The sequence below is a fragment of the Pseudoalteromonas sp. S327 genome (assembly GCF_005886415.1).
Taxonomy (GTDB): Bacteria; Pseudomonadota; Gammaproteobacteria; order Enterobacterales; family Alteromonadaceae; genus Pseudoalteromonas; species Pseudoalteromonas atlantica.
The window spans coordinates 1-26229 of record NZ_PNDP01000040.1; the positions used below are offsets into that span (position 1 = coordinate 1).

The 26229-nt window shown below is 41.2% G+C and carries 23 protein-coding genes, 1 pseudogene and 1 riboswitch; of the genes and pseudogenes, 11 read left to right on the forward strand and 13 right to left on the reverse strand.

Going from position 1 to position 26229, the window contains the following annotated elements:
- Positions 1-211 precede the first annotated feature (211 nt).
- From CWB60_RS12990 to CWB60_RS13000, 3 genes and pseudogenes are all read left to right on the forward strand, one after another.
- Positions 212-493: pseudogene (locus CWB60_RS12990) on the forward strand (SulP family inorganic anion transporter); the annotation flags it as partial.
- 417 nt (positions 494-910) lie between these two features.
- Entirely contained in the window at positions 911-1867 is a 957-nt protein-coding gene (locus CWB60_RS12995; protein ID WP_121637627.1) for an alpha/beta hydrolase, read from the forward strand.
- 105 nt (positions 1868-1972) lie between these two features.
- Positions 1973-2863: a dienelactone hydrolase family protein gene (locus CWB60_RS13000; protein ID WP_138578687.1), complete on the forward strand. Its 891-nt coding sequence runs from the start codon at positions 1973-1975 to the stop codon at positions 2861-2863.
- A 45-nt stretch (positions 2864-2908) separates the two neighbouring features.
- Here the strand turns inward: CWB60_RS13000 and CWB60_RS13005 are convergent, their stop codons facing one another.
- Positions 2909-3253, reverse strand: a complete 345-nt coding sequence (locus CWB60_RS13005) for a VOC family protein (protein ID WP_138578689.1) — start codon at positions 3251-3253, stop codon at positions 2909-2911.
- A gap of 13 nt (positions 3254-3266) precedes the next feature.
- Entirely contained in the window at positions 3267-4202 is a 936-nt protein-coding gene (locus tag CWB60_RS13010) for a LysR family transcriptional regulator (RefSeq protein ID WP_138578691.1), read from the reverse strand.
- A 457-nt stretch (positions 4203-4659) separates the two neighbouring features.
- Here CWB60_RS13010 and CWB60_RS13015 point away from each other — a divergent pair, with 457 nt between their 5' ends.
- From CWB60_RS13015 to CWB60_RS13030, 4 genes are all read left to right on the forward strand, one after another.
- Positions 4660-5766 (forward strand): L-dopachrome tautomerase-related protein, encoded by a 1107-nt coding sequence (locus CWB60_RS13015; RefSeq protein ID WP_138578693.1) that lies wholly within the window; start codon positions 4660-4662, stop codon positions 5764-5766.
- A gap of 52 nt (positions 5767-5818) precedes the next feature.
- The gene (locus CWB60_RS13020) at positions 5819-6373 is read left to right on the forward strand and encodes a thioredoxin family protein (protein ID WP_138578695.1); all 555 of its coding nucleotides are present in this window, start codon (positions 5819-5821) and stop codon (positions 6371-6373) included.
- Positions 6370-7158: a glycine betaine ABC transporter substrate-binding protein gene (locus tag CWB60_RS13025; RefSeq protein WP_138578697.1), complete on the forward strand. Its 789-nt coding sequence runs from the start codon at positions 6370-6372 to the stop codon at positions 7156-7158. The genes CWB60_RS13020 and CWB60_RS13025 overlap by 4 nt, the downstream gene beginning before the upstream one ends.
- A gap of 78 nt (positions 7159-7236) precedes the next feature.
- Entirely contained in the window at positions 7237-7890 is a 654-nt protein-coding gene (locus CWB60_RS13030; protein ID WP_054983121.1) for a nitroreductase family protein, read from the forward strand.
- A gap of 52 nt (positions 7891-7942) precedes the next feature.
- Here the strand turns inward: CWB60_RS13030 and CWB60_RS13035 are convergent, their stop codons facing one another.
- The 10 genes from CWB60_RS13035 to dapB form a co-directional block, all read right to left on the reverse strand.
- Positions 7943-8527 carry a class I SAM-dependent methyltransferase gene (locus CWB60_RS13035; RefSeq protein WP_138578699.1) on the reverse strand — a complete coding sequence of 195 codons (585 nt, stop codon included), beginning with the start codon at positions 8525-8527 and terminating at the stop codon, positions 7943-7945.
- Positions 8528-8791: 264 nt separating this feature from the next.
- A complete protein-coding gene (gene grxB, locus CWB60_RS13040; protein ID WP_138578701.1) occupies positions 8792-9424 on the reverse strand; it encodes a glutaredoxin 2 in 633 nt (210 codons plus the stop codon).
- 341 nt (positions 9425-9765) lie between these two features.
- Positions 9766-10899, reverse strand: a complete 1134-nt coding sequence (locus tag CWB60_RS13050) for an L-dopachrome tautomerase-related protein (RefSeq protein ID WP_138578703.1) — start codon at positions 10897-10899, stop codon at positions 9766-9768.
- A gap of 8 nt (positions 10900-10907) precedes the next feature.
- Positions 10908-11399, reverse strand: a complete 492-nt coding sequence (locus tag CWB60_RS13055; RefSeq protein ID WP_138578705.1) for a cupin domain-containing protein — start codon at positions 11397-11399, stop codon at positions 10908-10910.
- Between the two features lie 189 nt (positions 11400-11588).
- Entirely contained in the window at positions 11589-12242 is a 654-nt protein-coding gene (ribB, locus tag CWB60_RS13060; protein WP_138578707.1) for a 3,4-dihydroxy-2-butanone-4-phosphate synthase, read from the reverse strand.
- 224 nt (positions 12243-12466) lie between these two features.
- Positions 12467-12648: riboswitch (FMN riboswitch) on the reverse strand.
- A 67-nt stretch (positions 12649-12715) separates the two neighbouring features.
- The gene (locus tag CWB60_RS13065; RefSeq protein WP_024033385.1) at positions 12716-13774 is read right to left on the reverse strand and encodes a S66 family peptidase; all 1059 of its coding nucleotides are present in this window, start codon (positions 13772-13774) and stop codon (positions 12716-12718) included.
- 353 nt (positions 13775-14127) lie between these two features.
- Positions 14128-14604 (reverse strand): transcription elongation factor GreA, encoded by a 477-nt coding sequence (gene greA, locus CWB60_RS13070; protein ID WP_004588092.1) that lies wholly within the window; start codon positions 14602-14604, stop codon positions 14128-14130.
- A 46-nt stretch (positions 14605-14650) separates the two neighbouring features.
- Positions 14651-17869 (reverse strand): carbamoyl-phosphate synthase large subunit, encoded by a 3219-nt coding sequence (gene carB, locus CWB60_RS13075; protein WP_024033384.1) that lies wholly within the window; start codon positions 17867-17869, stop codon positions 14651-14653.
- Between the two features lie 16 nt (positions 17870-17885).
- The gene (carA, locus tag CWB60_RS13080) at positions 17886-19022 is read right to left on the reverse strand and encodes a glutamine-hydrolyzing carbamoyl-phosphate synthase small subunit (protein WP_004588094.1); all 1137 of its coding nucleotides are present in this window, start codon (positions 19020-19022) and stop codon (positions 17886-17888) included.
- Positions 19023-19386: 364 nt separating this feature from the next.
- A complete protein-coding gene (gene dapB, locus CWB60_RS13085; protein ID WP_055255032.1) occupies positions 19387-20184 on the reverse strand; it encodes a 4-hydroxy-tetrahydrodipicolinate reductase in 798 nt (265 codons plus the stop codon).
- A 339-nt stretch (positions 20185-20523) separates the two neighbouring features.
- Here dapB and CWB60_RS13090 point away from each other — a divergent pair, with 339 nt between their 5' ends.
- From CWB60_RS13090 to CWB60_RS13100, 3 genes are all read left to right on the forward strand, one after another.
- Positions 20524-21837 carry a Na+/H+ antiporter NhaC family protein gene (locus CWB60_RS13090; protein ID WP_004588096.1) on the forward strand — a complete coding sequence of 438 codons (1314 nt, stop codon included), beginning with the start codon at positions 20524-20526 and terminating at the stop codon, positions 21835-21837.
- A gap of 134 nt (positions 21838-21971) precedes the next feature.
- Positions 21972-22760: a hypothetical protein gene (locus CWB60_RS13095; RefSeq protein ID WP_055255029.1), complete on the forward strand. Its 789-nt coding sequence runs from the start codon at positions 21972-21974 to the stop codon at positions 22758-22760.
- A gap of 161 nt (positions 22761-22921) precedes the next feature.
- Positions 22922-23935: an alpha/beta fold hydrolase gene (locus tag CWB60_RS13100; RefSeq protein WP_138578709.1), complete on the forward strand. Its 1014-nt coding sequence runs from the start codon at positions 22922-22924 to the stop codon at positions 23933-23935.
- A gap of 71 nt (positions 23936-24006) precedes the next feature.
- Here the strand turns inward: CWB60_RS13100 and CWB60_RS13105 are convergent, their stop codons facing one another.
- The gene (locus CWB60_RS13105) at positions 24007-24804 is read right to left on the reverse strand and encodes a M48 family metallopeptidase (protein WP_024033379.1); all 798 of its coding nucleotides are present in this window, start codon (positions 24802-24804) and stop codon (positions 24007-24009) included.
- Positions 24805-24999: 195 nt separating this feature from the next.
- Between CWB60_RS13105 and CWB60_RS13110 the strand changes: the two genes are divergently transcribed.
- Positions 25000-26202, forward strand: coding sequence for a Bcr/CflA family multidrug efflux MFS transporter (locus CWB60_RS13110; protein ID WP_138578711.1), 1203 nt, complete (start codon positions 25000-25002; stop codon positions 26200-26202).
- Positions 26203-26229: the final 27 nt, after the last annotated feature.

The window sequence follows — 26229 nt, forward strand, 5'->3', positions numbered from 1 at the left end:
CCTAGGGGCGATAAACTCTTTGTTGCTCGGTTTTTACTTAGCCCACTAGGTTACAAACCTCGCGCCGCGATTTGATCGCCCCTAGATTGAACAAATTTCAATCCGCAAAGATCAACACGCCCTATACACGTAAATTTAAAACACCTAAACATACTGCTATCCGCTTAAAGCGCTATGGCATCTAGTTTATTTATGCACCCTAAGGAACCCTATGTTTGATTTAATAAGCAAACGCAGCGCTAATTTAAAAAATGATGTATTAGCCGGCTTAACCGCTGTGCTTACGCTCATTCCCGAAGCCGTTGCGTTTACCTTTGTAGCGGGAATTGACCCAATGATGGGACTATATGGCTCGTTTTTTGTTGGCTTTATTACCGCCGTGTTTGGCGGCCGCCCAGGTATGATTTCGGGTGCTGCTGGCTCTATGGCTGTAGTCACCACCGCCTTTATTATTATGTTTGGGCTCGAGTACTTGTTGGCCGCCGTGGTATTACAAAAAGCCGGTGATTTAGTTGAGGTTAACATTGTTGAAGACCCTAAATACCCTGTAGCCAACGACGCTATGGCGTAACACGTCACTTAGGTAACTCACTAAAAAAGCTCGGAATTTCCCGAGCTTTTTATTTTTAAGTCAATTGTTTAAATTATTTTAAGCTGGTAAGTTAGGCACGTATATGGACACCCCCACATAAAAGGATGTAACTATGCCACTTGTACAACTTATTCTATTTATTGTTTTTGCTGTGTTTACCACACTTGGTTTAAAAAGAATAACCGTAACTTAATGCTATTTGGCTTCATTGCTATATCGTTCGCATTTGTAGGGCTCGACTTTTTGATAGGCGTAGATGAAGGGAAGTCAGGCATTAATTAATAAAAAAATTTTAGCTTGAAAATTAAAGGGACTTTAATGCGCTTATACATACTGATTATTTCTTTAGTTATTTTTTTAAGTGGGTGCCAGAGCTATATTGCTTATCAAATAACTAAGCCTCCGCAGAAAGTTCTCCCTAAAGAATTTGAGAGCTCTATCGCTTTATCTGGAGTACAAACCCATTACTGTAGCAGCGAAGTAGATTGTCTTGATTTTAGGTTTATCTCACCTAAGGATATCGAAAGCTACCTACTCGATGGTAATACACTTTCGCTAAGTTTGATTGTTGAAGGAAGCACTGAAGATGAGGTTTTTGAATACCAACTTACTTCAGATAATTTATCAAACAACCAAAATAGCGGGCTTTTAATCATCTTTCCGGGGTATGGCGTAGACAGCTTGATTTACACCATGCAAGCAAGATGGCTTAGCCATGTCACTGGAAAAAATGTGATAGTGATGCCTGCAAGTAATCAATACGAGAAGTTTAGATTTGGCTTAAACTCGCTTGATGTGCTAGTCAATTATGTAAATAAAGAAAACTACACTGATATTTCCTTAATTAGTTACTCAATGGGCGCAATTGCGGGAGTTGAGTTGGCATCTAAGCTGAACATTAGTAAGCATATACTTTATGCCCCAATGATTAATTTTGAGGCCGCACTAACCACAATTGCTAACTTATCACACCCTATTTATAGCAAACTATTAGGCGATGATTATTTAAATGAAGTCGCGGCTAAGATAATTGAAAAAAGTGAAGTACCTCTTACTAAACTCGACATATTAAATAATCTAAATAAGACCCCGCATGCTAGGCAAACTTACATCTTTTCAAGTAATGCAGACAAAGTGAGTCCATATAATAGGTTGCTTACTCTTAACAACTCAAAAGTGAGCATGTATGAGGTAAAAGATTTAAATCATATTGAAATGGTTTCTTTAATTTCCACACAACAAAGGAATGTGCTCCTTTCCTTGCTTGATGGATAACTTCAACAGTCCTAATAATTGAGAAAAATACTGCTCGTTTTTTACTCCTAATACGTTATGGTAATAAATAACAATACATAACTAATAATAATGGAAGGAGCAGCCATGAATACCCCGCAATCAGATCATATCCCGCAAGAAGCCTTTGATTGGTACGACGAATACGCCCACGGTTTAATGGACCGACGTACATTTATGAAAAAACTAGGTGGGTTAGCTGCACTTGGTTTTTCAATGAGCGTACTAACCAGTGCCCTGTTACCTAATTATGCGTTTGCAGAGCAAGTATCATTTAACGATGATGATATTAAAGCCACCTACGAAGAATTTGATTCGCCAAACGGGCATGGTAAAGGCAAAGGCTACTTAGCAGTACCTAGCAAAATTGAAGGTAAACTGCCGGTTGTATTAGTTATTCACGAAAACCGTGGTTTAAACCCATATATTAAAGATGTAGCCAGGCGCTTAGCCAAAAAAGGCTTTATTGCCTTTGCACCCGACGCACTCTTTCCGCTTGGTGGCTACCCTGGTAACGATGATGAAGGACGCGCCATGCAAAAAACCATGGACAGAGCTAAAATTCAAAACGACTTTGTAGCTGGGGCTCACTTTTTAAAAAATCATTCTAATAGTAACGGCAAACTGGGAGCTGTAGGCTTTTGTTTTGGTGGTTACATTGTTAATTACTTAGCAGCGGTTGAGAGTGACTTACTGAGCGCGGGCGTGCCCTTTTATGGCACACCTGCCAGTGAGTCACTGCACAAAAATATTAAAGCGCCTTTAATGATTCAATTAGGTGAGCTTGATAAACGCGTTAACGCTACATGGCCTGATTATGAAAAAAGCTTAAAAGCTAACAATGTTGAGTACACTATGCACATGTACGAAGGCGCTAATCATGGTTTTCATAACGACTCTACTGGGCGTTATGATGAGCAAAAAGCAGAACTTGCTTGGCAGCGTACCTTAGCGTTTTTTAATGAAAAACTAAGTTAATAATAAGGTAATGCCACCAGCTTAAAATGGGTGGCATTTTTTAAGTTAATTGAGCTCTGTAATGTGTAAAAGCTCACCAGATGGTCCCCATAAATAAATCACTTTACCCCACGGCTCTTGTTTTATCCCTTCAAAGCGAATATCAAAGTGAGTTAACTTACTAATAGTGTTAAAGGCTTCGTTTATGTTTAATACGCACACTTGCAGCATTAAATTTTCAGCAAATTCTTGGTTGTAGTAACGTTGTAAAAACAAACTACATTCACCTGATGTTGCAATACTTAAATCAGCTGATGCAGGCTCAACATTAAAGCCAAGCGCCTGATAAAAGTCGCACGATTGCTGATAATTTTTACACGGCACAAACACTCTAATATCATCAACTTGCATTATCAGTCCTTCATTAGCCAAGCACGCTTTTATCAATAATCCCTTTTGCAATAAGGGCTTTTAAAATACTGGCGCTTTTTTCTCTAAAGGCATCGCGAAGTAAGCGCACCGCCGGAGTGATTGACTGCCTACTTGGGCACACCAACCAAAGCTCTGTAGGCGTGGGTTTAAAGTTTGGCATAACACTTATGACATTACCGGCAAGTAATTCATTAGACATATCTAAGCACGATTTAACCGCCAGCCCCTTGCCCGACACACACCAGCGCCTTACTAAATCGCCATCGTTAGCCGCATGGCCACCGTGCAATTTTACTTTAAACTCTTCGCTGGCATCGCTAAATACCCATACATCTTTAATTATATCTTGCAGTTGATAAAACAGCCCTTTATGTTCTGTTAAATCATGTGGATGAGCCGGCGTGCCATGTGTATCAAGGTAGCTTTGTGCTGCGCATAAAATACGCGGTACATCGCAAATTTTAAAACCGTACATGCTGGCATCGTTAGGTTTACCATAACGCAGTGCAATGTCGACCGAGTCACGATAAAAGTCGATATTACTGTCGCTTATATTGGCGCGCAAGCTGAGCTGAGTGTGGGTTTGCATGAACTCGTCAAGCCAGGGGATCACAATGTTGCGCCCTAAATCAGAAGAAAGCGCAATACGCAGCTCGCCATCAATTATATCGTCATCGCTTTTAAGTGTATTTTTGGCTTGTTCAAGCATTGCCAATGCTTGCTGGCATTGCGGAATGTAACGCTCGCCGGCTGCAGAAAGCCTTAAATGGCGAGTGGTGCGTATAAATAGTTCAAAACCTAAAGCCTGCTCTACCCTTTTAACAGCAGCACTTGCTGTGGCGGTGCGCATATCTAAATTTGATGCTGCAGCAGTAATACTTTTAAACTCTGCCACTTTTAAAATTACCTGTAAGTCTTCTAAAAGCATTGTGTATTAATCCATTATCAACTTAATAATTTAATTATTATTTTTGGCAAAATTAAGCGCTTTAGGTTTGCTTACAGTGTATTGAGCAATCAAAAAGTGATTTATTGTCTATTTATATTTGACAATGCTTATCTATTGCGCGGTTTATCAATATAAAGGCAAATATTACACTGTACCCATCAGCTAGTCACTAACCACTATTTATTAAATTAGGACAATCTTTAGGGCGTTTATTAGTAAACCCAGCTTTTGGGCAGTAATAGTATGTTTAAAAAGCAAATTTGTTTAAAGCAAACGCTCTCCCTTTCAATTAACTAATATTATTTGATAAAGATTCAATTATTACCCTGTTTATTGCATAAAAATTCTCACCTATTATTCACCTCAACGCAAGCGAAGTCATTTAGGCTATTTAAATCGCTTTACTCTATTTTTTTAGCATAACGGGTATCACAGTATGAAACGATTAAAAACCACCTTAGCAATAGCAACCCTGTCATTAGCCGCAAGTGCTTTTTCAAGCGCCTATGCAGCAGACGTTGGCCCCCTTGAAACGGTGACTACTTTTAATAAATATCGCGGCGCAGGTATAACTATAACACCTGCAGGGCGAATGATTGTAAGCATGCACCCGCTTGATGCACCAAAAACGCGAGTAGTTGAAATTATGGCAAACGGTGCTCAACAACCTTTCCCTAGCGAAGATTGGGCTGACGGCCCCGAGCTTGGCAAAGTTGGCCTTGCAGCCGTAATTGGCGTGCATAGCGACAGCAAAGGTGTGGTGTGGATTTTAGACATGGGCAGCGAGCAAGTAGCCCCAAAACTTATAGCCTGGGACAGCGTTGCCAATACCTTAGTTAATACCATTGAATTAAATAAAGACGCTGTACTTGATAACTCGTTTTTACAAGACTTTGTTATTGATGAACGTAACGACAAAATTTACATTGCCGATATGTCTTTTGGTAACTTTATGGGCGCCACTAAACCTGCGTTTATTGTTGTTGATTTAAAAACCGGCGAATCAACGCGTGTACTTGAGGGCAATGCTAAGCTAATGCCAGAGGAGCGCGATATTGTCATCGAAGCCTCTCCTGTTGCATCTAAATCAGCAAAAGGTGAAACAACAAACCTACGTTTTGGTTTAAACCCAATTACCATTGATGATAAAAATGAATGGGTATACTTTGGCGCATTTACAGGCACAAGTGTTTACCGTATTCCGGCAAAAACGCTCGCTGATAGCACGTATTCAGATGCTAAAAAAGCAAAAAGCATTGAAGTGTTTGGCCCTAAAAACCCAAGCGATGGCATGACCTACGCGCCAGGTGGCGGTATTTTAGTAACCGACCTTGAAAACAATGCCATTGGCTTAACGACTAAAGGCCACTACGAAATAATTGTTCAAGACAAACGATTATCATGGCCTGATAGCCTAGCAGTGAGCAATGGTTGGATTTATGTAACACAAGATCAGCTCCACCAGCACCCTGCATTTAGCCAAGGCTTTGGTAATGCAAAACCACCTTACGTATTAACGCGTTTTCGCTTTAATCAAAAATAATTAATTATTTTTATAAGCCAGCCATACCCGCTGGCTTTTTAGGAGTTAAGTTATGTTACTCGATACCCCTATTTGTGACTTTGGCTGGCAAGCGCCCTACTTTACGTTAAAAACCCCGCAAGGCGAGCCTTTTACCTTAGCCGACAACCTAGGCGAAAACGCCTTGTTAATCATGTTTATTTGTAACCATTGCCCTTATGTGCAACGTGTTGCAAGGCGCTTAAGCGAAGATACCGCGTTATTAATAAACGAAGGTATAAATGTGTTAGCTATTATGTCGAACGACTATAAAAGCGTTCCTGCTGACTCCCCAGCTAATATGGAAAAATTTGCTAAGCAGCACGGCTTTTTGTTTCCCTACCTTGTTGATGAAAACCAAGGCGTAGGCAAACAGTATGGCGCGGTTTGCACGCCTGATTTTTTTGGTTTCAATAAGCACGGGGTACTGCAATACCGTGGCCGCTTAGACGATGCAAAAATGAATAACGATGCACATCGCACTCCTGAGTTAGTTAATGCCATGCGCCAAATTGCGGCCACAGGCAAAGGTCCTGAGCAGCAAACACCCAGCATGGGCTGCTCTATAAAATGGAGTAATTCATTATGAGTACAGTACATTTAAAATTGGGCGTAACCGATTTATCGTTTCACCATGTTACGGCCTCTTTAGTGAGCCATGTTTTAACTGATATGGGCTTTACCGTTGAGCGTATTTATGCACCGCATCAAGATAACTTTAAAAACCTTAAATCTGGTGAAGTAGATTTACTCGCCTCAGCATGGCTGCCTTCAAGCCACGGTGTTTATAAAGCCGATGTTGAACAAGTTATGCCACTCGTTGAGCTTGGCTTACATTATGAGCCTTATGCACACTGGGGCGTACCAGATTACGTACCGCAAAGTGCAGTGAACGAAATTAGTGATTTGCTAAAGCCTGATGTGCTTTCAAAAATGCAAAAAACAATTCAGGGCATTAATGCCGGTGCTGGTATTACCCGTTTTTCTATTAATATGATGAAAGAATATGGGCTGACGAGCGCAGGATATGAGTTTTTAACCGGCACAGAGCATGACTGTTTTAGCGCGTTTGAAAACGCCGTCGCCACCCAAACCTGGTGCGTAGTGCCGTTATGGAAACCACAATTTTTGCATTACAAGCACACAATACGTGAGCTTAAAGAACCACAAGGATTACTAGGCGTTGTTGATAGAGCTGTTTTACTCCTACGTGAAGATAAACAAGCGCTGTTTAACCAAGCACAGTTAAACACCCTTAATAAATTACACTTTTCAAATGAGATCATTGCCGAACTTGACTATAAAGTATGCAAAAACTTACAACCCCTCGATGTCGTAACGCGTAATTGGCTTAATAACAACCCAATTAAATAGTAATTTGTGCTTTGTTTTTTTTAAAAAGGCTCAATATAGACACTACTTGGCTAAAATAGCCACTTAACGGAGATAACCATGACCCATCCAATTATTAATGATTTAGAAAAACGTTATACAACTAAACGCTACACAACCAAGCGTATTCCTCAAGATGATCTAGATGTAATTTACGAAGCTATGCGTCTTTCTCCTTCATCTATTAACTCGCAGCCGTGGAAATTTATTGTTATTGAATCAGACGAAGCTAAAGAGCGTATGCACTCTACGTTTGCTAATAAATTTCAATTTAATCAGCCGCATATTAAAACTGCATCGCACGTTATTTTATTTGCTTACAACCCTAAATATAAACGTGATGACTACGCACAAGTAATTGATGCAGACATTAAAAATGGCCGTACTCAAAGTGAAAACCGCGAACAAGCATTTGGTGCGTTTGCTTTTGTTGATATGAATACCGATGAGCAAGGCAACAATGCAATGTGGACCAAAGCGCAAACTTACATTGCCCTGGGCAACACAATGCACGCCGCAGCACGCTTAGGCGTTGATTCAACACCTATGGAAGGTGTAGATGCACAGCTTATTGGTGAAGTGTTTGAACAAGAGCTCGATGGCTATATTTGTGATGTAGCGTTGGTACTTGGCTACCACGATGACACTGAAGATTATAACGCTAAGTTACCTAAATCTCGCTTAGCAAAAGAGCAAGTTATACAGGTTTTATAAAAACCTATTAAAAAAGCTTAGCGCTAATGAGTGCTAAGCTTTTATATTCATTTTATTTTTTAGCAATAGCTTGCAGTACCGACGCTAAACCCGTGTGGTATGTGCCTTCAAACACTTCTCGCTTTAGCTCTTCTAAATGTACAAAGCTAAGCTCGGCTAAGTCATCTTGTAAATCGCTTTTTGAGGTTTTAGTATCGACACTTGGGCCGCCTCCGGTATTATAATTTACTTGCTCAGGCGTATAGGCCTCAAGTAAAAACACCCCACCTGGCTTTAAACCTTTAACAGCGCGCTTATATACCGCTGAACGCACGGCACTTGGTAAAGGGCAATAAATAGACACTACTGCATCCCATTTTTCTTTTCCAAAATCAAACTTCGCTAAATCGGCGTGTACAAGCTCAATGTTTACGTTGTGCTCTTTGGCAAGCTTTGCCGCTTTTTCAAGCCCTACTTTTGAGCCATCAACCGCGGTAACGCTGTAACCCATTTTTGCTAAAAATACCGCATTTCGTCCCTCACCTTCGGCTAAGCTAATAACATTGCCTTTAGGTAATTGCTTATAGTGCTCGGCTAAAAAATCGTTTGGCTGTTTGCCATAAGCGTATTGCTGAGTGTTATACCTTTCATCCCACATAATAGCTCCTGGTATTATTTTGCGTATTCATAGCGTTGAATAAGCCTGCTTAATAATTCCACTAATAATATGTAGTGTAAATAGGTAACTAATTTTTTAATGTTATTAATATAATACTCAGCCATGCTCACGCACACTGCTAAGTGCTGGATTAAAAGGGGTTATTTTCAGAGCTAAATAAAAAAAGCCAGTGACGAGGTCACCGGCCAAAAGAAGGCAATACGAAGGGAGTCGTACTGGCTGTTAAAACTTTTTCAGTATTCGCTATCTTAATAACGGCACATGAGATTCTAATGCCTGATAGTTCATCCATTGGTTTAATTGCTCTGGCCAGGTAATGCTTGGCTCGCAATATAAACCGCGTAATATAGAAAAATAAATAGCGCTATCAAGCAAGCTTAATGACGTTTTACCATTATTAATATTGAGCTGTTTTTCGGAGCCAATTAAAAATTCATTTACTTGTAAAACTATCTCAGGAGTTGATGCTATTAGGTTTACAAAGTTAAGCTCTGTCGATTGCTTGTTATCTTCCCACGCTATGCGGCTAGATTCTGTTTTTAACTCTTTTAAATCCAGTAATGGCCAGCGCGGCAAACCAATTTGCAATAAAGGCGCAAACGAGCCACCTTGCCACTCAATAGCCCCTTGCGTTGGCTTGTTTGATTCGCTAGAACCAGCAAGTTCAATAAGCAGGCTAATAATTTCGTTACTTTCACTCATAACAGTGCCGTCATCTTTTTCAAGAATAGGTACCATTTTTTTACCAATTAGTTTTGTTGGTGTTTCAGTGTCGTCGTAATCAAGTACAACATCATCAAGCTTAATGCCTAATTTGCCTGCTACATATTTAACACGCGCACAAAAAGGACAATGAGAGTAACTGTATAGTTTCATAATTAATTAAAGCCTAAAGCGGGTTAAGTACCTATGGCCGTAAGATACCCAAATAGTCAGCGCAGAAAAACCGCATTTAGGTTGAAACTTTATCTTGTAAAAATTGATAATCACGCTTTAATACCAGTCCGCATAATTAAGTGATCTATTTTGAGGATGGATAAACGTGTTGATAGCAAGGCAAAAAATTCGCTATTTAGTCGTTCTAAATGAGAATTTTTTAACGCAGATAGCGACACGTTTAGCCCCTGAAAATGATTAAGCGTTAATGCGGATTGGTATAAGTAGTAAATAACATAAAAAAACACGCCATAAAGGCGTGCTTAATTTACACATTATAGTTAGCGCCCTATTACGCCCTCAGCTAAAGGTTTAAATCTAAATATGTAATAGGGTGCTTTATTTTGAGCATTGCCGTTATTAAGTTGTGCCGAAAGCGGCAATTGCGCAGCGCCGGTGTACATGTAACCCTCTGGTCCAATGCTTACACCATCAGGCCAAATCATGTTTTTATCGTACGTGTAATCACGGTACGTACGTGTTTTGGCATCAATAACGCCCACAGTACGCTCACCCACTATGGTTAAATATAAATTATCATCAGCATCAATACTTAAACCACCGTTTACTGGTTTTTGTGCGTATTGCTCTACACGTTCGCCTAGTTGTTTATCAGTTAATTGCTCGTTAGCAATGTCGGCCATTTTAATACGGTAAACATACTTTTTATTAAGCGGAGCAAAGTAAAGCCATTGCTGCGCGTTATCAAGCACAATGCCATCGACCCCAATAAAGGCATTAAGTTGCTTTTGGTTATCAGTCCCTTCATCAATCATTATTGGCATTGTGTAATCGGGTAATGCACTTTCGTGACCTTGCAGTACTCGCCGGCTCTTACCTGTTTTAGTATTAACGATAATAAGGGCGGCTTGCTTGCCATTTCCGCCATCTGCAATACCTTCATCAGCGATCACCAATGTATTGTATTTGCTCGATATAGCTAAATCATTAAGTTGAGATTGAGCAACCGATATAGGGCTAGGTAAATAAATAATTTTATTAAGTTTATTGTTTAGCGCATCCCATGCTATCAGCTTTGGCGTAATACGCGGTTGCGCCTGGCCTGAGTCGAGTATCCATACATTACCTCTGTCATCAGCCCTTACCCCTAATACCCAATTTAAATAGTTAGCGGGATTTTTTAAGCTGCCATCACTTTTATAAGGGGTTTGCATTTGCGCATTAGGAAATGGCACCACATCACCACTTTTTAAAAGCTCCCCCACTTTTACTTTTGGGTTATAAAAAGGGTGATAACTAAAAATAAAGCGCTTGTTTTGTGTATACGTAATACCGCCCACAGCACCGTCGGTTTGTGCGTAAACCTCAGCGGGTACCGTGTCATTTGCAAAAGCCGAGGCACTTATTAGCAAGGCTATAGCGCTTAGCCCTAATTTAGATTTATTTAAAAACATAATTTGCCCTACTTTTGCTTAATGTAATTAGCTGTGCCGTCTATCCAGTCTTGTCGAGCTGGGGCAAAAAAATCAATATCTACCGTATCTTCGGTAAAGTGAAATTCGTGCGGTACATTGGCCGGAATCACCATCATGTCACCCGCTTTCATAAGGTATTGTTTACCGCCAGAAAACACTTTAGCCTCGCCTGACATGATCCACGTCACTTGTTCATTCGGGTGCTTATGAAGCGGTACTTTGCCGCCTTTTTTAGCCACCCATTTTACAAACGTAGATTGCGTACCATGAAAATATTGGCGTGTTAAATATGGGCCCATTTGCTCTTTGGGCTGGCTGTCGAGATTAAGTAAAAAAGGGGCGTTGGTAATGTGCTGATTATAACTATCCATTATACCCATTTGGGGTGCAGGCGTTATTTGCTGTTCAAGTTTACTTTGCGCTGCCCATACGCCACTGCTTGTTAAAGCAGTTGCTAGTAAAAGCGTGTTAATTTTCATAGTTTCACCTAAATAATAAACTGTGTGCGGCTGCACTGACTATTTAGGTAAAGTTTACAGGCTGAGGATTTTTGAAAAAGCCGCCTAGGCAAGAAACATTTTCAAATAAAAACGAGTAATTAATTACTTATTACAAAATAAAAACCCAGCAATAAAGCTGGGTTTTACTTAGGTAATGCTTAAAAAACCTTAACTGACCTTTAATTCTTGCATTTGTATGTACTTTACTAAGTCTTCAATCGTTACCACTGTCATGCTGTGTTTATTAGCATAATCACTTACCTGTGGTAAACGCGCCATGGTGCCATCAGGATTAGTGAGTTCACAAATAACCCCAAACGGTTTTAAACCAGCCAGCTGCATTAAATCAACAGATGCCTCGGTGTGGCCGCGGCGAACTAAAACCCCACCTGTTTGTGCTTTTAAGCCAAATACATGGCCTGGGCGCGATAAATCACTGGGTTTGGCGTTATCGGCTGTGGCAGCTTTAATCGTTGTTACTCGATCTGCGGCCGATACGCCGGTTGTAACACCATATTTAGCCTCTATTGTGACTGTGTAGGCTGTATTATTTTGGCTGGTGTTGTGAGTTACCATTTGCGGTAGCTCGAGCTGCTTAATACGCTCATCGCCCATACACAGGCACACAATACCGCTGCCTTCGCGGATCATTTCCGCCATTTGTTGGGTGGTTAAATGCTCGGCAGAAAAAACAAAATCACCTTCGTTTTCGCGGTTCTCGTCATCAACAACAAGTACGCCTTGGCCTTGCTGCAAAGCAGCAATGGCGTTTTCTACACGGGTGTGGCTTTCACCAAATTGGCTAAGTAAAGACTGAATCATTATTATATTCCACATAAAAATAAATAGATTCAGGACACTGAAAGGCATGGCAAAATACACAAACTAAATTGCGCACTTTTTGCCACGAAACAGCTTATACCAATCCGCTTAATTAAGTGATTTATTTTGAGGTTGGAAAAACGTGTCGCTCAAAATGATTAAGTATTATTGCGAATTGGTATTAAACACGCAGCCACAGGCAACGTGTTTGCATACGCTACAAGCTATATTCTCTTTCATCCGGACTATAACCGTCGGCTCTGGCATCTCACCAGATCTGCTTGACCTTTATTTAATACATTAAAAAACGATTATTAAATAAAGCGCTCGCGGGCTCGTTTTATTCAAAAGCTAATGAGTAAAACATACCGCCGGTGGGGAATTTCACCCCGCCCTGAGAATGTACCGTGAACTTATCTGTTCACGGCCTGCGCATTATACGCGTGTATTTATACGTTATTCAAAAATAAACGTTAAATAAGCTCAGTATTTAGTGAGGCATTGAGTACTTTACCTTGGTTAATATCGGCCGTGAGTGAGCATTTTGCGCCATTAACTAAGTTTAAATTTGGCTGCACATGGCCAATATCAGCATCTATTATTACCGGGAATAAGCAACCACCCAATGCCACGTCTAGCGCATGGCGGTAATCAAATGCATCGTGATGACTTTGTGTTATTTCGCTGCGCCCTAAAATAAGGCCGTTAATATCATCAAATACACCGGCAAGTTTGAGCGACAGTAAAAATCGCGCCACGGTGGTAGGGGTAAGCTCTGAATTTTCTAAGTATAAAATTAGCCCTTCGTTCGCACTGTGTTTTTTAAAGTCATGCAATGCTAAAAATGGCGAATCCAGCAATAACCCTACGGTATCAAGGCAGCCGCCAAATAAGCGCCCAGACATCTCTATTGTGCGCTCATCTGTGTAATTTAGGCACTGCCACTGGGTAGGCTCGCTTGGCGCTAGCAGCTCATCGGGGTTTTGTGCGTAATTGGGTTTATTTTTTTGATAATAAGCAGAAGGTCCTTGCTCAAATTTACTTCCCGACTCGTAGGTAATGGTTTCAAAAATTTGTAAGCTGTAGGGGTTTGTTTCATCTGGGTGAAGCTGCATTAGGTTGGCACTATGAAGTGTTGCCCATTGGCACTTAGCCGTAAGTGCACAGGCAATTGTGCTCACATCAGAAAAACCCACCAGCCATTTAGGTTTGGCCTCTTTTATGGCGTTAAAATCCAGTAGTGGCAAAATTTCCATCGCCAGCTCTCCGCCCATTGGCGGCATAATGGCGGCAACCTCATCGTCTAGCAAAAAGCCCATTAATTGCTTGGCATGCGCTTTTGCATCTAATTCATCGCGGGGTTTATTTTGGCGTAAAAACTCCCCTTCTACTACCTCGTAACCACGGTGTTTTAAACCGTCTATCACTCTATCTAATCGTGCATGGTATTTTTCTTTTAAGCCCGACGATAGCGAGCAAATAGCAATTTTAGAGCCTACTTTTAAAGGCGCTGGATAAAGTATATTAGCCATGAATGTTCCTTTTAATAAAGTGATTCCAGTGTGTAAAAGCCGTTATGCATTTACACATTACCTATATGAATGTACCTATATCAACACGCACACTCTTTATGCAATATGAATAAGCGTAGAGTGTGTTTAGCACTTATGCAGTCACCATTTTATTTATAAATTTTTTAACGGGTAATGGCACGCGCTTTTTTAGCAATCCAATTATGCCAATCCGTTTAACTCAGCTCTTTATTTTGAGGGGTGGTGTTATATATGGGGTTTATGGGGGTAAGTTGCTATTAGCTAGTTTTTAGGTATAAAAAAACCGATGCAATTGCATCGGTTTTTGCTTGTACATTACTGTGAGCTAAATATTAAAGATACTCAACGTCAATGATTTCGTACTCAACGTCGCCTTTAGGCGTTTTAATGGTCACAGCATCATCTGTTTGTTTACCAATTAAACCGCGCGCAATCGGTGAGTTAACAGAAATTAAGTTATTTTTAATATCTGCTTCGTCATCACCCACAATACGGTAGGTTACTTCGGCATCTGTTTCTACATTTACAATAGTGACAGTAGTACCAAAAATAACTTTACCTGTATTAGGCATTTTAGTTACGTCAATAATTTGCACATTTGAAAGCTTAGCTTCAATTTCTTGAATACGGCCTTCACAAAAACCCTGTTGCTCACGCGCTGCGTGGTATTCAGCGTTTTCTTTTAAGTCACCATGTTCACGTGCAATCGCAATATCATTTACGATTTTAGGACGGGTAACTGTTTTTAATTCGTTAAGCTCTTCGCGCAGTAACTCTGCGCCACGAACTGTCATCGGAATTGATTGCATACTTTTCTCACTTAACACCAAGGCCTAGTGGCCTTGGTACATTTCCTTAGTTCAATCGCTGGTGTAGCTCTTGAACTGACGTCACTTTACTACGGTCGTCCGCTTGGTTAGCAGTACAGTTAGCAAATGCCGCGTTCAAGGTTGTCGTGTAGTTGGTTTTGTTTTGCAATGCACCACGACGCAACACCTTCGAATCTTCGATCGCTTGGCGACCTTCGGTGGTATTTACGATATAGCTGTACTCTTTATTCTTGATGTTATCAAGAATATGCGGGCGGCCTTCATATACTTTGTTTACACGGCGTACTTCAATACCGGCCTCTTTTAAAGCCTCTGCTGTGCCACCTGTTGCATCAATTTCAAAACCAAGGTCTGTCATGGTTTTAGCAAGTTCTACAACACGAGACTTATCGCTGTTACGTACAGATAGTAACGCGCGACCACCGCGTGGTAAAGTGTTGCTTGCACCTAATTGTGCTTTTGCGAACGCTTCGGCGAAAGTATCGCCAACACCCATTACTTCACCTGTAGAACGCATCTCTGGGCCACGGATAGGATCCACACCTTGGAACTTAGCAAACGGTAAAACAACTTCTTTAACGCTGTAATACGGTGGAATTACTTCTTTAGTAATGCCTTGGCTTGCTAAAGACTGACCCGCCATACAACGCGCGGCTACTTTTGCAAGTGCAATACCGGTCGCTTTAGATACAAACGGTACAGTACGCGCCGCACGTGGATTCACTTCAATTAAGTACACTTTGCCATCTTTTACAGCAAATTGTGTATTCATTAAGCCCACTACGCCAAGCTCAAGTGCCATATCGGTTACTTGTTTGCGCATAACATCTTGCACTTCTTGTGATAAAGAGTGTGCAGGTAATGAACATGCTGAGTCACCCGAGTGAACACCCGCTTGCTCAATGTGCTCCATTATGCCGCCAATAATTACTTGCTCACCGTCACAAATTGCATCAACGTCCACTTCGATTGCGTTATCTAAGAAGTGATCAAGTAGTACTGGCGCTTCATTTGAAGCTTGTACCGCTTCGGTCATGTAACGACGTAAGTCTTGCTCATCGTAAACAATTTCCATTGCACGGCCACCCAGTACGTACGATGGACGCACAACCAGTGGGAAGCCAATTTCACCTGATTTAAGTAATGCTTCTTCAGTTGATGTAACTGTTGCGTTTTCTGGTTGTAGTAAATCAAGACGCTCTACTAACTGTTGGAAACGCTCACGGTCTTCTGCGCGGTCAATCGCATCTGGTGAAGTACCAATTACTGGCACACCATTCGCTTCAAGTTCACGTGCTAGTTTAAGTGGTGTTTGGCCACCGTACTGTACAATCACACCTTTTGGTTTTTCAACACGTACAATTTCTAATACGTCTTCAAGTGTAATTGGTTCAAAGAATAGACGGTCAGAGGTATCGTAATCGGTAGAAACCGTTTCAGGGTTACAGTTAACCATGATGGTCTCATAGCCGTCTTCGCGTAGCGCAAGGGCTGCGTGCACACAACAGTAGTCAAACTCAATGCCTTGGCCGATACGGTTAGGACCGCCGCCAATAACCATGATTTTGTCTTTGTCTGACGGGTTAGCTTCACACTCTTCATCGTACGTTGAGTACATGTAAGCTGTGTCTGAGCTAAATTCGGCAGCACAGGTATCAACACGCTTGTACACAGGGACAATGTTTAACTGATGACGCTTTTTGCGAATTTCGGCTTCAGATACACCAGCAATTTCAGCAATACGTGGGTCGGCGAAGCCTTTACGCTTAAGTTTACGTAAAAACTCTGCATTTAAGCCGGCCATGCCACCTTCAGCAATTTTAGCTTCGTCTTTTAAAATGTCTTCTATTTGTACTAAGTACCAAGGGTCAACTTTGGTAAGTTCAAATACTTCTTCTACGCTCATACCGTGGCGCATTGCATCGGCAATGTACCAAATACGCTCAGCGCCTGGCTCGCGTAGTTCACGAATAATTTTTTCGCGCGCTTTGGGGTCATCAAGTGCCACAATTGGGTTAAAGCCCGTTGCGCCTACTTCAAGACCGCGTAATGCTTTGTGTAACGATTCTTGCTGGTTACGACCAATCGCCATTACTTCGCCCACTGATTTCATTTGCGTTGTTAAGCGGTCGTTCGCGCCGGCAAATTTTTCAAAGTTAAAGCGAGGAATTTTTGTTACTACGTAGTCGATTGATGGCTCAAATGACGCTGGTGTTTTACCACCCGTAATGTCGTTTTGAAGTTCATCTAACGTGTAACCAATTGCTAACTTAGCGGCAATTTTAGCAATAGGGAAACCCGTTGCTTTAGATGCCAGTGCTGATGAGCGAGATACACGTGGGTTCATCTCAATGATAACCATACGGCCATCATCAGGGTTTACACCAAACTGTACGTTTGAACCACCCGTTTCAACACCAATTTCACGCAGTACCGCCATAGAGGCATTACGCATTAATTGGTATTCTTTGTCGGTTAGGGTTTGTGCTGGTGCAACGGTGATTGAATCACCAGTGTGTACACCCATTGGGTCAAAGTTTTCGATAGAACATACAATGATACAGTTGTCTTTTTTGTCGCGAACAACTTCCATTTCATATTCTTTCCAGCCAATCAGTGATTCATCAATCAACAACTCACTTGTTGGTGATAAATCTAGGCCGCGTTCACAGATTTCGTTAAATTCTTCCATGTTGTAAGCCACACCGCCACCGGTGCCACCCATAGTGAAAGAAGGACGAATAATACACGGAAAACCAATACGTGTTAGCGTATCGTGTGCTTCATCCATAGAGTGAGCAATTTCAGCACGTGGACATTCAAGACCAATGTTTTTCATGGCTACGTCAAAGCGTTCACGGTTCTCTGCTTTGTCGATTGCATCAGCGGTTGCGCCAATTAGCTCAACGCCGTGTTTAGCCAGTACGCCGTGCTTATCTAAATCAAGTGCACAGTTTAATGCCGTTTGACCACCCATTGTTGGTAGTACTGCATCTGGTTTTTCTTTTTCAATAATTTTTTCTACCACTTCCCAATGAATAGGTTCGATGTACGTTGCATCGGCCATTTCTGGGTCGGTCATGATAGTCGCTGGGTTTGAGTTAACTAATATAACTCTAAAGCCTTCTTCTCTAAGTGCTTTACACGCTTGAGCACCAGAGTAATCAAATTCACAAGCTTGACCAATTACAATTGGGCCTGCGCCTAAGATAAGAATGCTTTTTAAATCGGTACGTTTTGGCATTATTACTCCAGTTAAATTAGTTATTACGCGCTTGCATCAGGTCGATGAAGTGGTCAAATAATGGGGCTGCATCGTGCGGGCCTGGGCTTGCTTCTGGGTGACCTTGGAAGCTAAACGCTGGCTTATCAGTACGATGAATACCTTGTAGTGTTCCATCAAATAACGATTTGTGCGTGGCACGTAAGTTACTTGGTAGTGTGTCTTCATCGGCAGCAAAACCGTGGTTTTGTGCGGTGATCATTACTACATCGCGGTCTAAGTCTTTTACTGGGTGGTTACCACCGTGGTGGCCAAATTTCATTTTTACTGTTTTAGCACCTGAGGCCAGTGCTAATAATTGATGCCCTAAACAAATACCAAAAATTGGTGTGTCGGTTTCTAAAAAGGTTTTAATTGCATCAATAGCGTAAGTACATGGCTCTGGATCGCCAGGACCATTAGATAAGAAGATACCATCTGGGTTTAAAGCAAGTACATCGGCGGCTGAGGTTTGCGCTGGTACAACGGTTAATTTACAACCGCGATCAACTAGCATACGTAAAATATTACGTTTAACACCGAAGTCGTAGGCTACTACATGAAACTTTTCATCATCGCTGCTAAGGGTTTTAAATCCTTGGCCTAATGTCCAGCTTGATTCGCGCCACTCAAAATTTTCCTTGGTTGAGACAACTTTTGCTAAATCCATACCTTTTAAACCTGGGAAGGTTTGCGCGGCTTGTAACGCTTTGTTTTCGTCTAACTCGTCACCGGCAATAATACAGCCGTTTTGTGCGCCTTTGTCGCGCAAAATACGGGTAAGCTTTCTGGTGTCGATGTCCGCAATACCTAAAATATTACGTTGTTTTAAGTAATCATCTAACGATTGCTCGTTACGAAAGTTACTTGCTAGCAGTGGCAAATCACGGATCACTAGGCCTTTAGCCCAAATTTGATTCGCTTCTTCGTCTTCGCTGTTGGTACCCGTATTGCCGATATGTGGGTACGTCAAAGTTACGATTTGTTCCGCGTATGATGGATCAGTCAAAATTTCTTGATAACCAGTCATAGACGTATTGAATACTACTTCACCGACTGACATGCCGTCAGCGCCGATTGCAGTACCGCGAAACACTGTGCCGTCTTCTAGGACTAACAGAGCGGATTTAGTCAAGTTAAACCTCCTAACAGTAAAAAACGGGAGTAAGCAAATGCTTAACACCCCGCCAATACCCAGAGGGATCGTCAAAACCAGATTTTTTTGTGAGCTTAAATTGTTTTACGCAGTCTTAAATGATGCCGATATAAAACGCTAAACCTTCAATCATTTTTCTTGCCTAAAACTCTTTTCATTCCCACTGAAACCCCTGGTTTTACTAGCCACTTGGGTATAATTGGAAACACGCATTTAGTAATTTTTGGCAAATTGGCTGCATTCTACATGAAGATGCTATTTAGGTCTAACGTTATTTAGATAAATACTACAAATAAGTCGCTTTAGGCAAAAATAGACCCAAACAGCTAAAAAAGTAACTAAACTACTTCAGATCTAGCACATCTTGCATATCATAAAGTCCTGCTGGTTTATTTTGTAACCACTGCGCAGCCCTTATAGCTCCTAATGCAAAGGTCATTCGCGAACTTGCTTTGTGGGTTAATTCAAGCCTTTCGCCCATAGTTGCGAAATAGGCGGTGTGTTCACCTACTATGTCCCCGCCTCTTAGCACTGAATAGCCAATTTCATTTTGCGATTTTGCGGTTTCTACTTGGCTGCGGTCGTATACCGCTACTTCATCGTGATCCCACCCTTTAGCCTGTGCAATAGATTCACCAATGGCTAATGCTGTGCCCGATGGCGCATCTATTTTATGACGATGATGCGCTTCAAAAACTTCTATATCTAGGTCGTCACCAAACTTAGTGGCCGCTGTTTGCACTAGGTTAAGTAACACATTAACGCCAACGCTGTAGTTACGCGCAAACACAATAGGAATATGTTTAGCAGCATTTTCTAATAATGCCATGTCTTCGCTAGTTAAACCTGTGGTGCCTATAACCATAGGCAGTTTTTTATCGAGCGCTGTTTTTAAGTGATTGCGCATACCTGCTGGTAACGTGAAATCGATAAGTACATCAACATCAGCAACCTTGCTCTCGTCGCTAAAGCTAATGGATTTGTCGGCTGAACTGTTTACTTGATTTACATTAATACCCAATAACGATGAGCTGCTGCGAACATACGCACCACCAAGTTGTGCTTGCTCTTTAATTGTCGCGGCTTCTAATAGGGCTAAGCCCATTCTGCCGTTAGCACCAAAAACACCTATTCGATTCATTGTTATTGCCTTAATCTGATTTAGTTGGATCTGTTGTTGCGTACCCTGACTAATTTGCCGCCCTAAATTTGCTTTGAGCAATTATTAGCCGCATATAATCGCACACCGGTAGATATTATCTAAAAGTCGTGCAATAGTCAGGTAAGCCCTTAATTAAATAATAATAACAATACCAGTTTACTTTAGCCATCTATACATTTAAACTTCCCTTTCGCGTCGATTTGGTCTTTGGCTTGCGGGCGCTGTGGTCATCTACTTTTTTATTAAAGAGTGATCTACTAAATTCAGCTAAAAGAGGAGTTTTGGCTGTGGTTATACTAACTGGTTATGAGGAATACAATGCAGCCAACATTTAATAAAAACAAAGCAATTCTATCTTTGCTTCCCCTTCTTACCTTTGTAGCCCTTTTTTTAGGCTCAGGTTTATATTTACAATCGCAAGGGGTTGATTACGCTTTTTACCAGCTCCCAGCGCCGGTTGCTATACTACCCGCTATTATGCTTGCCTTTATTTTAAACAAAGGCACTGTAAACCAATGTGTTGAAACCTTTATTAAAGGCGCAGGACACAACAACATTATTACCATGTGTTTAATTTACTTACTTGCCGGTGCATTTTCGGCAGTAGCAAGTGCCACCGGTGGTGTGGATGCGGTTGTAAACGCTGGCTTGTCACTTATTCCCCCGTCGCTGTTATTACCTGGGCTATTTTTAATTGCTGCGGTTGTCTCTACTGCAATGGGTACATCAATGGGTACCATTGGTGCTATAGGACCTATTGCTTATGCGGTATCGGTTAAAACAGGCATCGACCCTGCGCTAATGGCCGGTACTATAGTATCGGGCGCAATGTTTGGTGATAATCTTTCTATTATTTCAGACACCACTATTGCTGCAACGCGTACGCAAGGCTGTGAAATGAAAGACAAGTTTAAAGAAAACTTAAAAATAGCGGTTCCTGCTGCCGTATTAACCATTGCTTTGCTGCTTTATTTAACACCTGCTCCACAAGCAGTAGAAACTAAAGATTTTGATTTATTATTAGTGCTGCCTTATGCCTTTATTTTAGTATTGGCTGTTGCCGGTATGAACGTGTTTGTGGTGCTATTTAGCGGTATTGTATTTGCCGCGCTAATGGGCTTTACCGGCAGCTACGAAGGCGCAAGCTTTGTAAAAGATATTTACAAAGGCTTTACCGATATGCAGGAAATATTTTTACTTTCTATGTTTATTGGTGGCTTATCTGAATTTATTCGTATTAACGGCGGCCTTGATTTTCTGGCACAAAAAATTCAAGCCATTACAAAAGTGATTGCCAAGTGGCACCGCAAAGTAGCTGATCAGCTTGGTATAGCTGCGTTGGTATTAACCAGCAACGTGTGTATAGCCAATAACACGGTATCAATTATTGTTGCAGGTCCTATTGCTAAAAAACTTGCTGATGATGGCGAAATAAGTGGTAAACGCTCTGCAAGTTTACTTGATATTTTTGCTTGTGTTACGCAAGGCTCACTGCCCTATGGTGCTCAAGCATTACTGTTAGGTGCTACGTTTAAAATTAGCCCGTGGGAAGTGTCAACGTCATCTTACTACTGCTTTATTTTAGCCTTTACTGCCATTGCCGTTATTTGTTTGCGCCGCAATAAAGCCTAAACTTTGTGCAAAACCTTATGTTGCAGCTTAATAAATAAGCTGCAACATATGTTAAAATAATAATCTACAAATCAATACCTTGTGCTATAATGCGCGCTTTCGCGTGTCACTAAAATTATAGTTAAATATAGATTATGAAATTTAAAAAAATACTTCCCCTCGTTACTCTTACGTCAATCGCTTTATCATCTTCTGCCCTTGCTGCTAATTGGAGCAGTACCGCATTACATGTTAATAATGGCGACCAAAAAAACCCATTTACCAAGCAAGAATCAGACACTACTGTTTACTCGCTGCAACATGCATCGGGCTATGATTACGGTGATAACTTTTTCTTTATTGATTACAGCAAAGACGATACAACCGACGGCTACCAAGATAGCGACTTTTACGGCGAATGGTATTCAACGCTAAGCTTATCGGCTATTAGCGGTGAGAAAATTGGCGCAGGTGCATTATTAGATGTAGGCCTTACTGGCGGAATTAACGTTGCCGGCGATGCCAAAATGATGAAATACCTACCGGGTGTTAAATTAAGCTGGGATGTACCTGGGTTCAACTTTTTTCAAACACTTGTCACTGCCTATATTGATGACAGTGAAGGCGTAGCCAAAGGCGGTGCCCCTATTGAAACTAACAGCTGGATGTTTGATGTAGCCTTTGAATACCCGTTTACCCTAGGCTCGCAAAAATTTAGCTTTAAAGGACACGCTGAGTACATTGCAGAGCGCGAAGATGAATTTGGTAACGACGTAGAAGCGTGGATACTTGCACAGCCTATTTTAGTATGGGATATGGGTCACGCGTTAGAAATGAAAGAAAACACCCTATTACTGGGTATGGAACTGCAATACTGGCATAACAAGCTAGGCACTGAGGTCACTGAATCGGTTCCACAAATACACGTTGAGTGGACTTTTTAAGTCCATACAGTGTAAAACAGAGTCAACATTACTTTTAAACGGAGCACTTAAACAGTGCTCTTTTTTTGCCATGAAAACTATTTAATTGAACAGCCTTTAATACTTAGTTATTGTCTTACTTTAATTAAAGCCGTGTGCTTGCCTTTAATAGGAGTAAGGAAATGCCAGCGATTAAAGTTATTTGTTTGTCTGCATTATTAGCCTTTACTAATAATGCATTTGCCAGTAGTACAGAACCCTCTAAAACCCTCTCTTACGATGCACTTTTAACAAATTACCAGTATGATTTTAAAGTAAATTATTTTGATATTGCATCACAAAAGCAATCGCTAAAAATGGCGTATATTTATTTAAAACCCACGCAAAAAAATATGCCAACAGTGACGCTAATGCACGGTAAAAACTTTAATGCCGACTACTGGAGCCCCACAGCCCGTTACTTACAGTCGCTTGGATTTGGGGTGCTGATCCCCGATCAAATTGGGTTTGGTAAGTCTTCAAAGCCCACTAACTATCAATATTCATTTGCGGCGCTTGCGCATCATACACATGCATTAATGGACTCGCTAAAGCTTGAAAAGTCGGTTGTTGTTGGCCACTCTATGGGGGGAATGCTAGCGAGCCGTTTTGCATTAATGTACCCAGATACAACCACTAAACTGATTTTGCTTAATCCAATAGGGCTTGAAAACTACTTACACTATGTAAAATACAAAGACACCAACTTTTTTTATAAAAATGAGCTTAACAAAACGCCCGAAGGTGTTAAAAAGTACCAGCAAAAAAACTATTACGACGGTCAATGGAATGCTCAGTATTCAGCATTAACCGACTTTATTACAGGGCAAATACAAGGCCCAGATAAAGAGCAAATTGCCTGGGTTAACGCTAAAACCTACGATATGATTTTTACCCAACCGGTGATCACTGAATTTAAAGACTTAACCGTCCCCGTTAAATTAATTATTGGTACGCGTGACAGAACAGGCCCTGGCCGAAACTGGAAAAAAGACGGGATAGATTATCAGCTGGGGCGTTACGATAAATTAGGAAAACACGCTGCTGCGCTTATTCCTGATGCGCAACTGTTTGAACTTGATAATTTAGGTCATTTACCGCAAGTAGAAGATTTTGAGCGATTTAAGGCAGTTTTTAAACAAGCACTAAGTGATTAATAGCTTGATACTTAATAAAATAAAGCCCCTGTAAGTATACTGCTTACAGGGGCTTTTTATATAAAACTAATTTACAGCGTACATTGCGGGTTTTTACCCTGCGATTTAGCCGTACTTTGCTCGCTAAGTGCTTCGCTCATTTGTGCTTGTAAATTATTAATTCGATTGCTCGGTGCAGGGTGAGTAGATAAAAACTCAGGTGTGCTACCACTGCCTGCTGCGCTCATATTTTGCCAAAGCGTTACCGACTCTTGTGGGTTAAAGCCAGCCTGCGCCATTAAATCTAAGCCAATGGTATCGGCCTCTGATTCGTGTGAACGGCTAAACGGTAAAACTACGCCGTACTGCGCCCCTAAACCTAAACCTTGCATAATTTCGTTGCGGTATTGTACGTTGCCCATTTCAAGCGCTGCGCTGCCTAATTGCATACCGGTATCTAAAATTGAGCTTTGCGATACACGCTCATTTGAATGCTCTGCTATAACGTGGCCCACTTCGTGCCCTAGTACGGTTGCAAGCTGATCTTGATTGGTCGCTATTTTTAATAACCCCGTATGAACACCTATGTAGCCACCAGGTAATGCAAAGGCATTTGCCGACTCATCTTCAAATACCACGACTTCCCAATTTTGTGAGGCGTATTCTTTTGGTAAAACAGCCACGACCTTTTCAGCAATACAATTTACATACGCATTGGTTTTTGCATCTTTATTGATTGGCTGTGACTCCTTCATTTGAGCAAAACTTGCGGTGCCCATTTCACTCATTTGTTGCTCTGAATACAGCGCAATTTGAGTACGCCCCGTAGGCGATGTTTTACAGCCGGCTAAAACTGCGGTTGCGAGTAAGGCAAGGGCTAGCTTTTTCATGGTGTTTCCTTCAAGTCTTTAATTTTTTATTAGTTGTAGAATAGCAAACACAGTGCCAGTTTAGAATCTTTGCTCCTTATTACGCCGCTTTTTATTTTTAATAAATAAATGACCTTGCCAGACAAACTAAGTTTATACCCTTGCATAGCCCTGTTACACTATAAGCCTTGTTTTTAGTGAATGTTGAGTGACTACATGGACGCCTCGGCCTCGTCTTTTAATACCCGAATTTTGTTACCCTTGTTAGCCAGTATTGTTGCTATTACGCCGCTGGCTATAGACATGTACTTACCGGCCATGTTGGTTATTGCGAACGATTTACAAACCACTATGCCAAATGTACAAATTTCGCTAAGTATTTATTTGGCTGGCTACTCGCTAGGCATGTTATTTTTTGGCCCTATTGCCGATCAACTCGGACGACGAAAACTAGCCCGTATTGGCTTAACCTTATTTGGTGCAAGCTCATTTGCGCTAGCTTTTACCACCGAAATACACACCTTTTGGGTACTTAGAGCCGTGCAAGCATTCACCGGCGCGGCAGCTACGGTGGTTGTGCCTGGCGTAATTAGGCATATTTATCAAAAAAACACCGCTAAGGGCATGTCGTATGTATCTATGATTATGATGGTAGCGCCCTTAGTTGCCCCCTCTGTGGGGTCGTTTATTTTAGGGTTTTCGGTATGGTCAACCATATTTTTGGTTCTTGCTGCCTATAGCTTTTTAATTTTAGCGTTTGTACAAGTGTATTTAATTGATATCCCTATTCATAAAAATGAGAAAAAAGGCCTAACCTTGTTTTTCGACAGCTATAAAACGGTACTTAGTAATAAAGATGCACGTGCAGACATATTAAGCTCTATGTTTGTCTCGTTTGGCTTTTTTTGCTTTTTAACCTCAGTGCCTTTTGTATACTTAGATTTATATAATGTATCTGAGCAATTATTTGGTATTTTATTCGCATTTAATGTCATGGCACTTATGTGTGGTAACTTTTTAAATACCCGAATTGTACCAAGAATTGGCTCTCGAAAAATGCTGTACATAGGGCTTGTATGTGGCTTTGCCTCTGGGCTGGCACTGCTTACGTTTAGCTTGTTGCAGCTTTCTTTATATTACATTGTAGCGGCCATTGCGCCTTTAATGATGAGCCTAGGGGTAACAGCAAGCAATGCTGATTCATTAATATTAATGAAGTTTGAAAAAAACACCGGTACCGCCACCGCTGTTATTGGGACGCTGCGCTTTGGCAGTGGCGCGCTCGTTGGCCCATTGCTTGCGGTGGTGCATGCAAAAAGTGCTGTGCCGTTTTCAAGCTTAATGTTTAGCGCCGTGCTATTAACTATGCTGGTGCAGTTAATCCACTATAAAATAGACAAAAAAAATGCCTCATTATGAGGCATTTTTTTTATAAACAGTGACTAA

Bases quoted from the DNA above. Each gene is read 5' to 3' on its own strand.
- CWB60_RS13100 (WP_138578709.1), top strand. From the start codon at position 22,922: ATGCCAGCGATTAAAGTTATTTGTTTGTCTGCATTATTAGCCTTTACT.
- CWB60_RS13090 (WP_004588096.1), top strand. From the start codon at position 20,524: ATGCAGCCAACATTTAATAAAAACAAAGCAATTCTATCTTTGCTTCCC.
- CWB60_RS13000 (WP_138578687.1), top strand. From the start codon at position 1,973: ATGAATACCCCGCAATCAGATCATATCCCGCAAGAAGCCTTTGATTGG.
- CWB60_RS13005 (WP_138578689.1), bottom strand. From the start codon at position 3,253: ATGCAAGTTGATGATATTAGAGTGTTTGTGCCGTGTAAAAATTATCAG.
- dapB (WP_055255032.1), bottom strand. From the start codon at position 20,184: ATGAATCGAATAGGTGTTTTTGGTGCTAACGGCAGAATGGGCTTAGCC.
- CWB60_RS12995 (WP_121637627.1), top strand. From the start codon at position 911: ATGCGCTTATACATACTGATTATTTCTTTAGTTATTTTTTTAAGTGGG.
- greA (WP_004588092.1), bottom strand. From the start codon at position 14,604: ATGCAATCAATTCCGATGACAGTTCGTGGCGCAGAGTTACTGCGCGAA.
- CWB60_RS13050 (WP_138578703.1), bottom strand. From the start codon at position 10,899: ATGTTTTTAAATAAATCTAAATTAGGGCTAAGCGCTATAGCCTTGCTA.
- CWB60_RS13065 (WP_024033385.1), bottom strand. From the start codon at position 13,774: ATGGCTAATATACTTTATCCAGCGCCTTTAAAAGTAGGCTCTAAAATT.
- CWB60_RS13095 (WP_055255029.1), top strand. From the start codon at position 21,972: ATGAAATTTAAAAAAATACTTCCCCTCGTTACTCTTACGTCAATCGCT.
- CWB60_RS13015 (WP_138578693.1), top strand. From the start codon at position 4,660: ATGAAACGATTAAAAACCACCTTAGCAATAGCAACCCTGTCATTAGCC.
- grxB (WP_138578701.1), bottom strand. From the start codon at position 9,424: ATGAAACTATACAGTTACTCTCATTGTCCTTTTTGTGCGCGTGTTAAA.
- ribB (WP_138578707.1), bottom strand. From the start codon at position 12,242: ATGATTCAGTCTTTACTTAGCCAATTTGGTGAAAGCCACACCCGTGTA.
- carB (WP_024033384.1), bottom strand. From the start codon at position 17,869: ATGCCAAAACGTACCGATTTAAAAAGCATTCTTATCTTAGGCGCAGGC.
- CWB60_RS13055 (WP_138578705.1), bottom strand. From the start codon at position 11,399: ATGAAAATTAACACGCTTTTACTAGCAACTGCTTTAACAAGCAGTGGC.
- CWB60_RS13035 (WP_138578699.1), bottom strand. From the start codon at position 8,527: ATGTGGGATGAAAGGTATAACACTCAGCAATACGCTTATGGCAAACAG.
- CWB60_RS13025 (WP_138578697.1), top strand. From the start codon at position 6,370: ATGAGTACAGTACATTTAAAATTGGGCGTAACCGATTTATCGTTTCAC.
- CWB60_RS13020 (WP_138578695.1), top strand. From the start codon at position 5,819: ATGTTACTCGATACCCCTATTTGTGACTTTGGCTGGCAAGCGCCCTAC.
- CWB60_RS13030 (WP_054983121.1), top strand. From the start codon at position 7,237: ATGACCCATCCAATTATTAATGATTTAGAAAAACGTTATACAACTAAA.
- CWB60_RS13105 (WP_024033379.1), bottom strand. From the start codon at position 24,804: ATGAAAAAGCTAGCCCTTGCCTTACTCGCAACCGCAGTTTTAGCCGGC.
- CWB60_RS13010 (WP_138578691.1), bottom strand. From the start codon at position 4,202: ATGCTTTTAGAAGACTTACAGGTAATTTTAAAAGTGGCAGAGTTTAAA.
- CWB60_RS13110 (WP_138578711.1), top strand. From the start codon at position 25,000: ATGGACGCCTCGGCCTCGTCTTTTAATACCCGAATTTTGTTACCCTTG.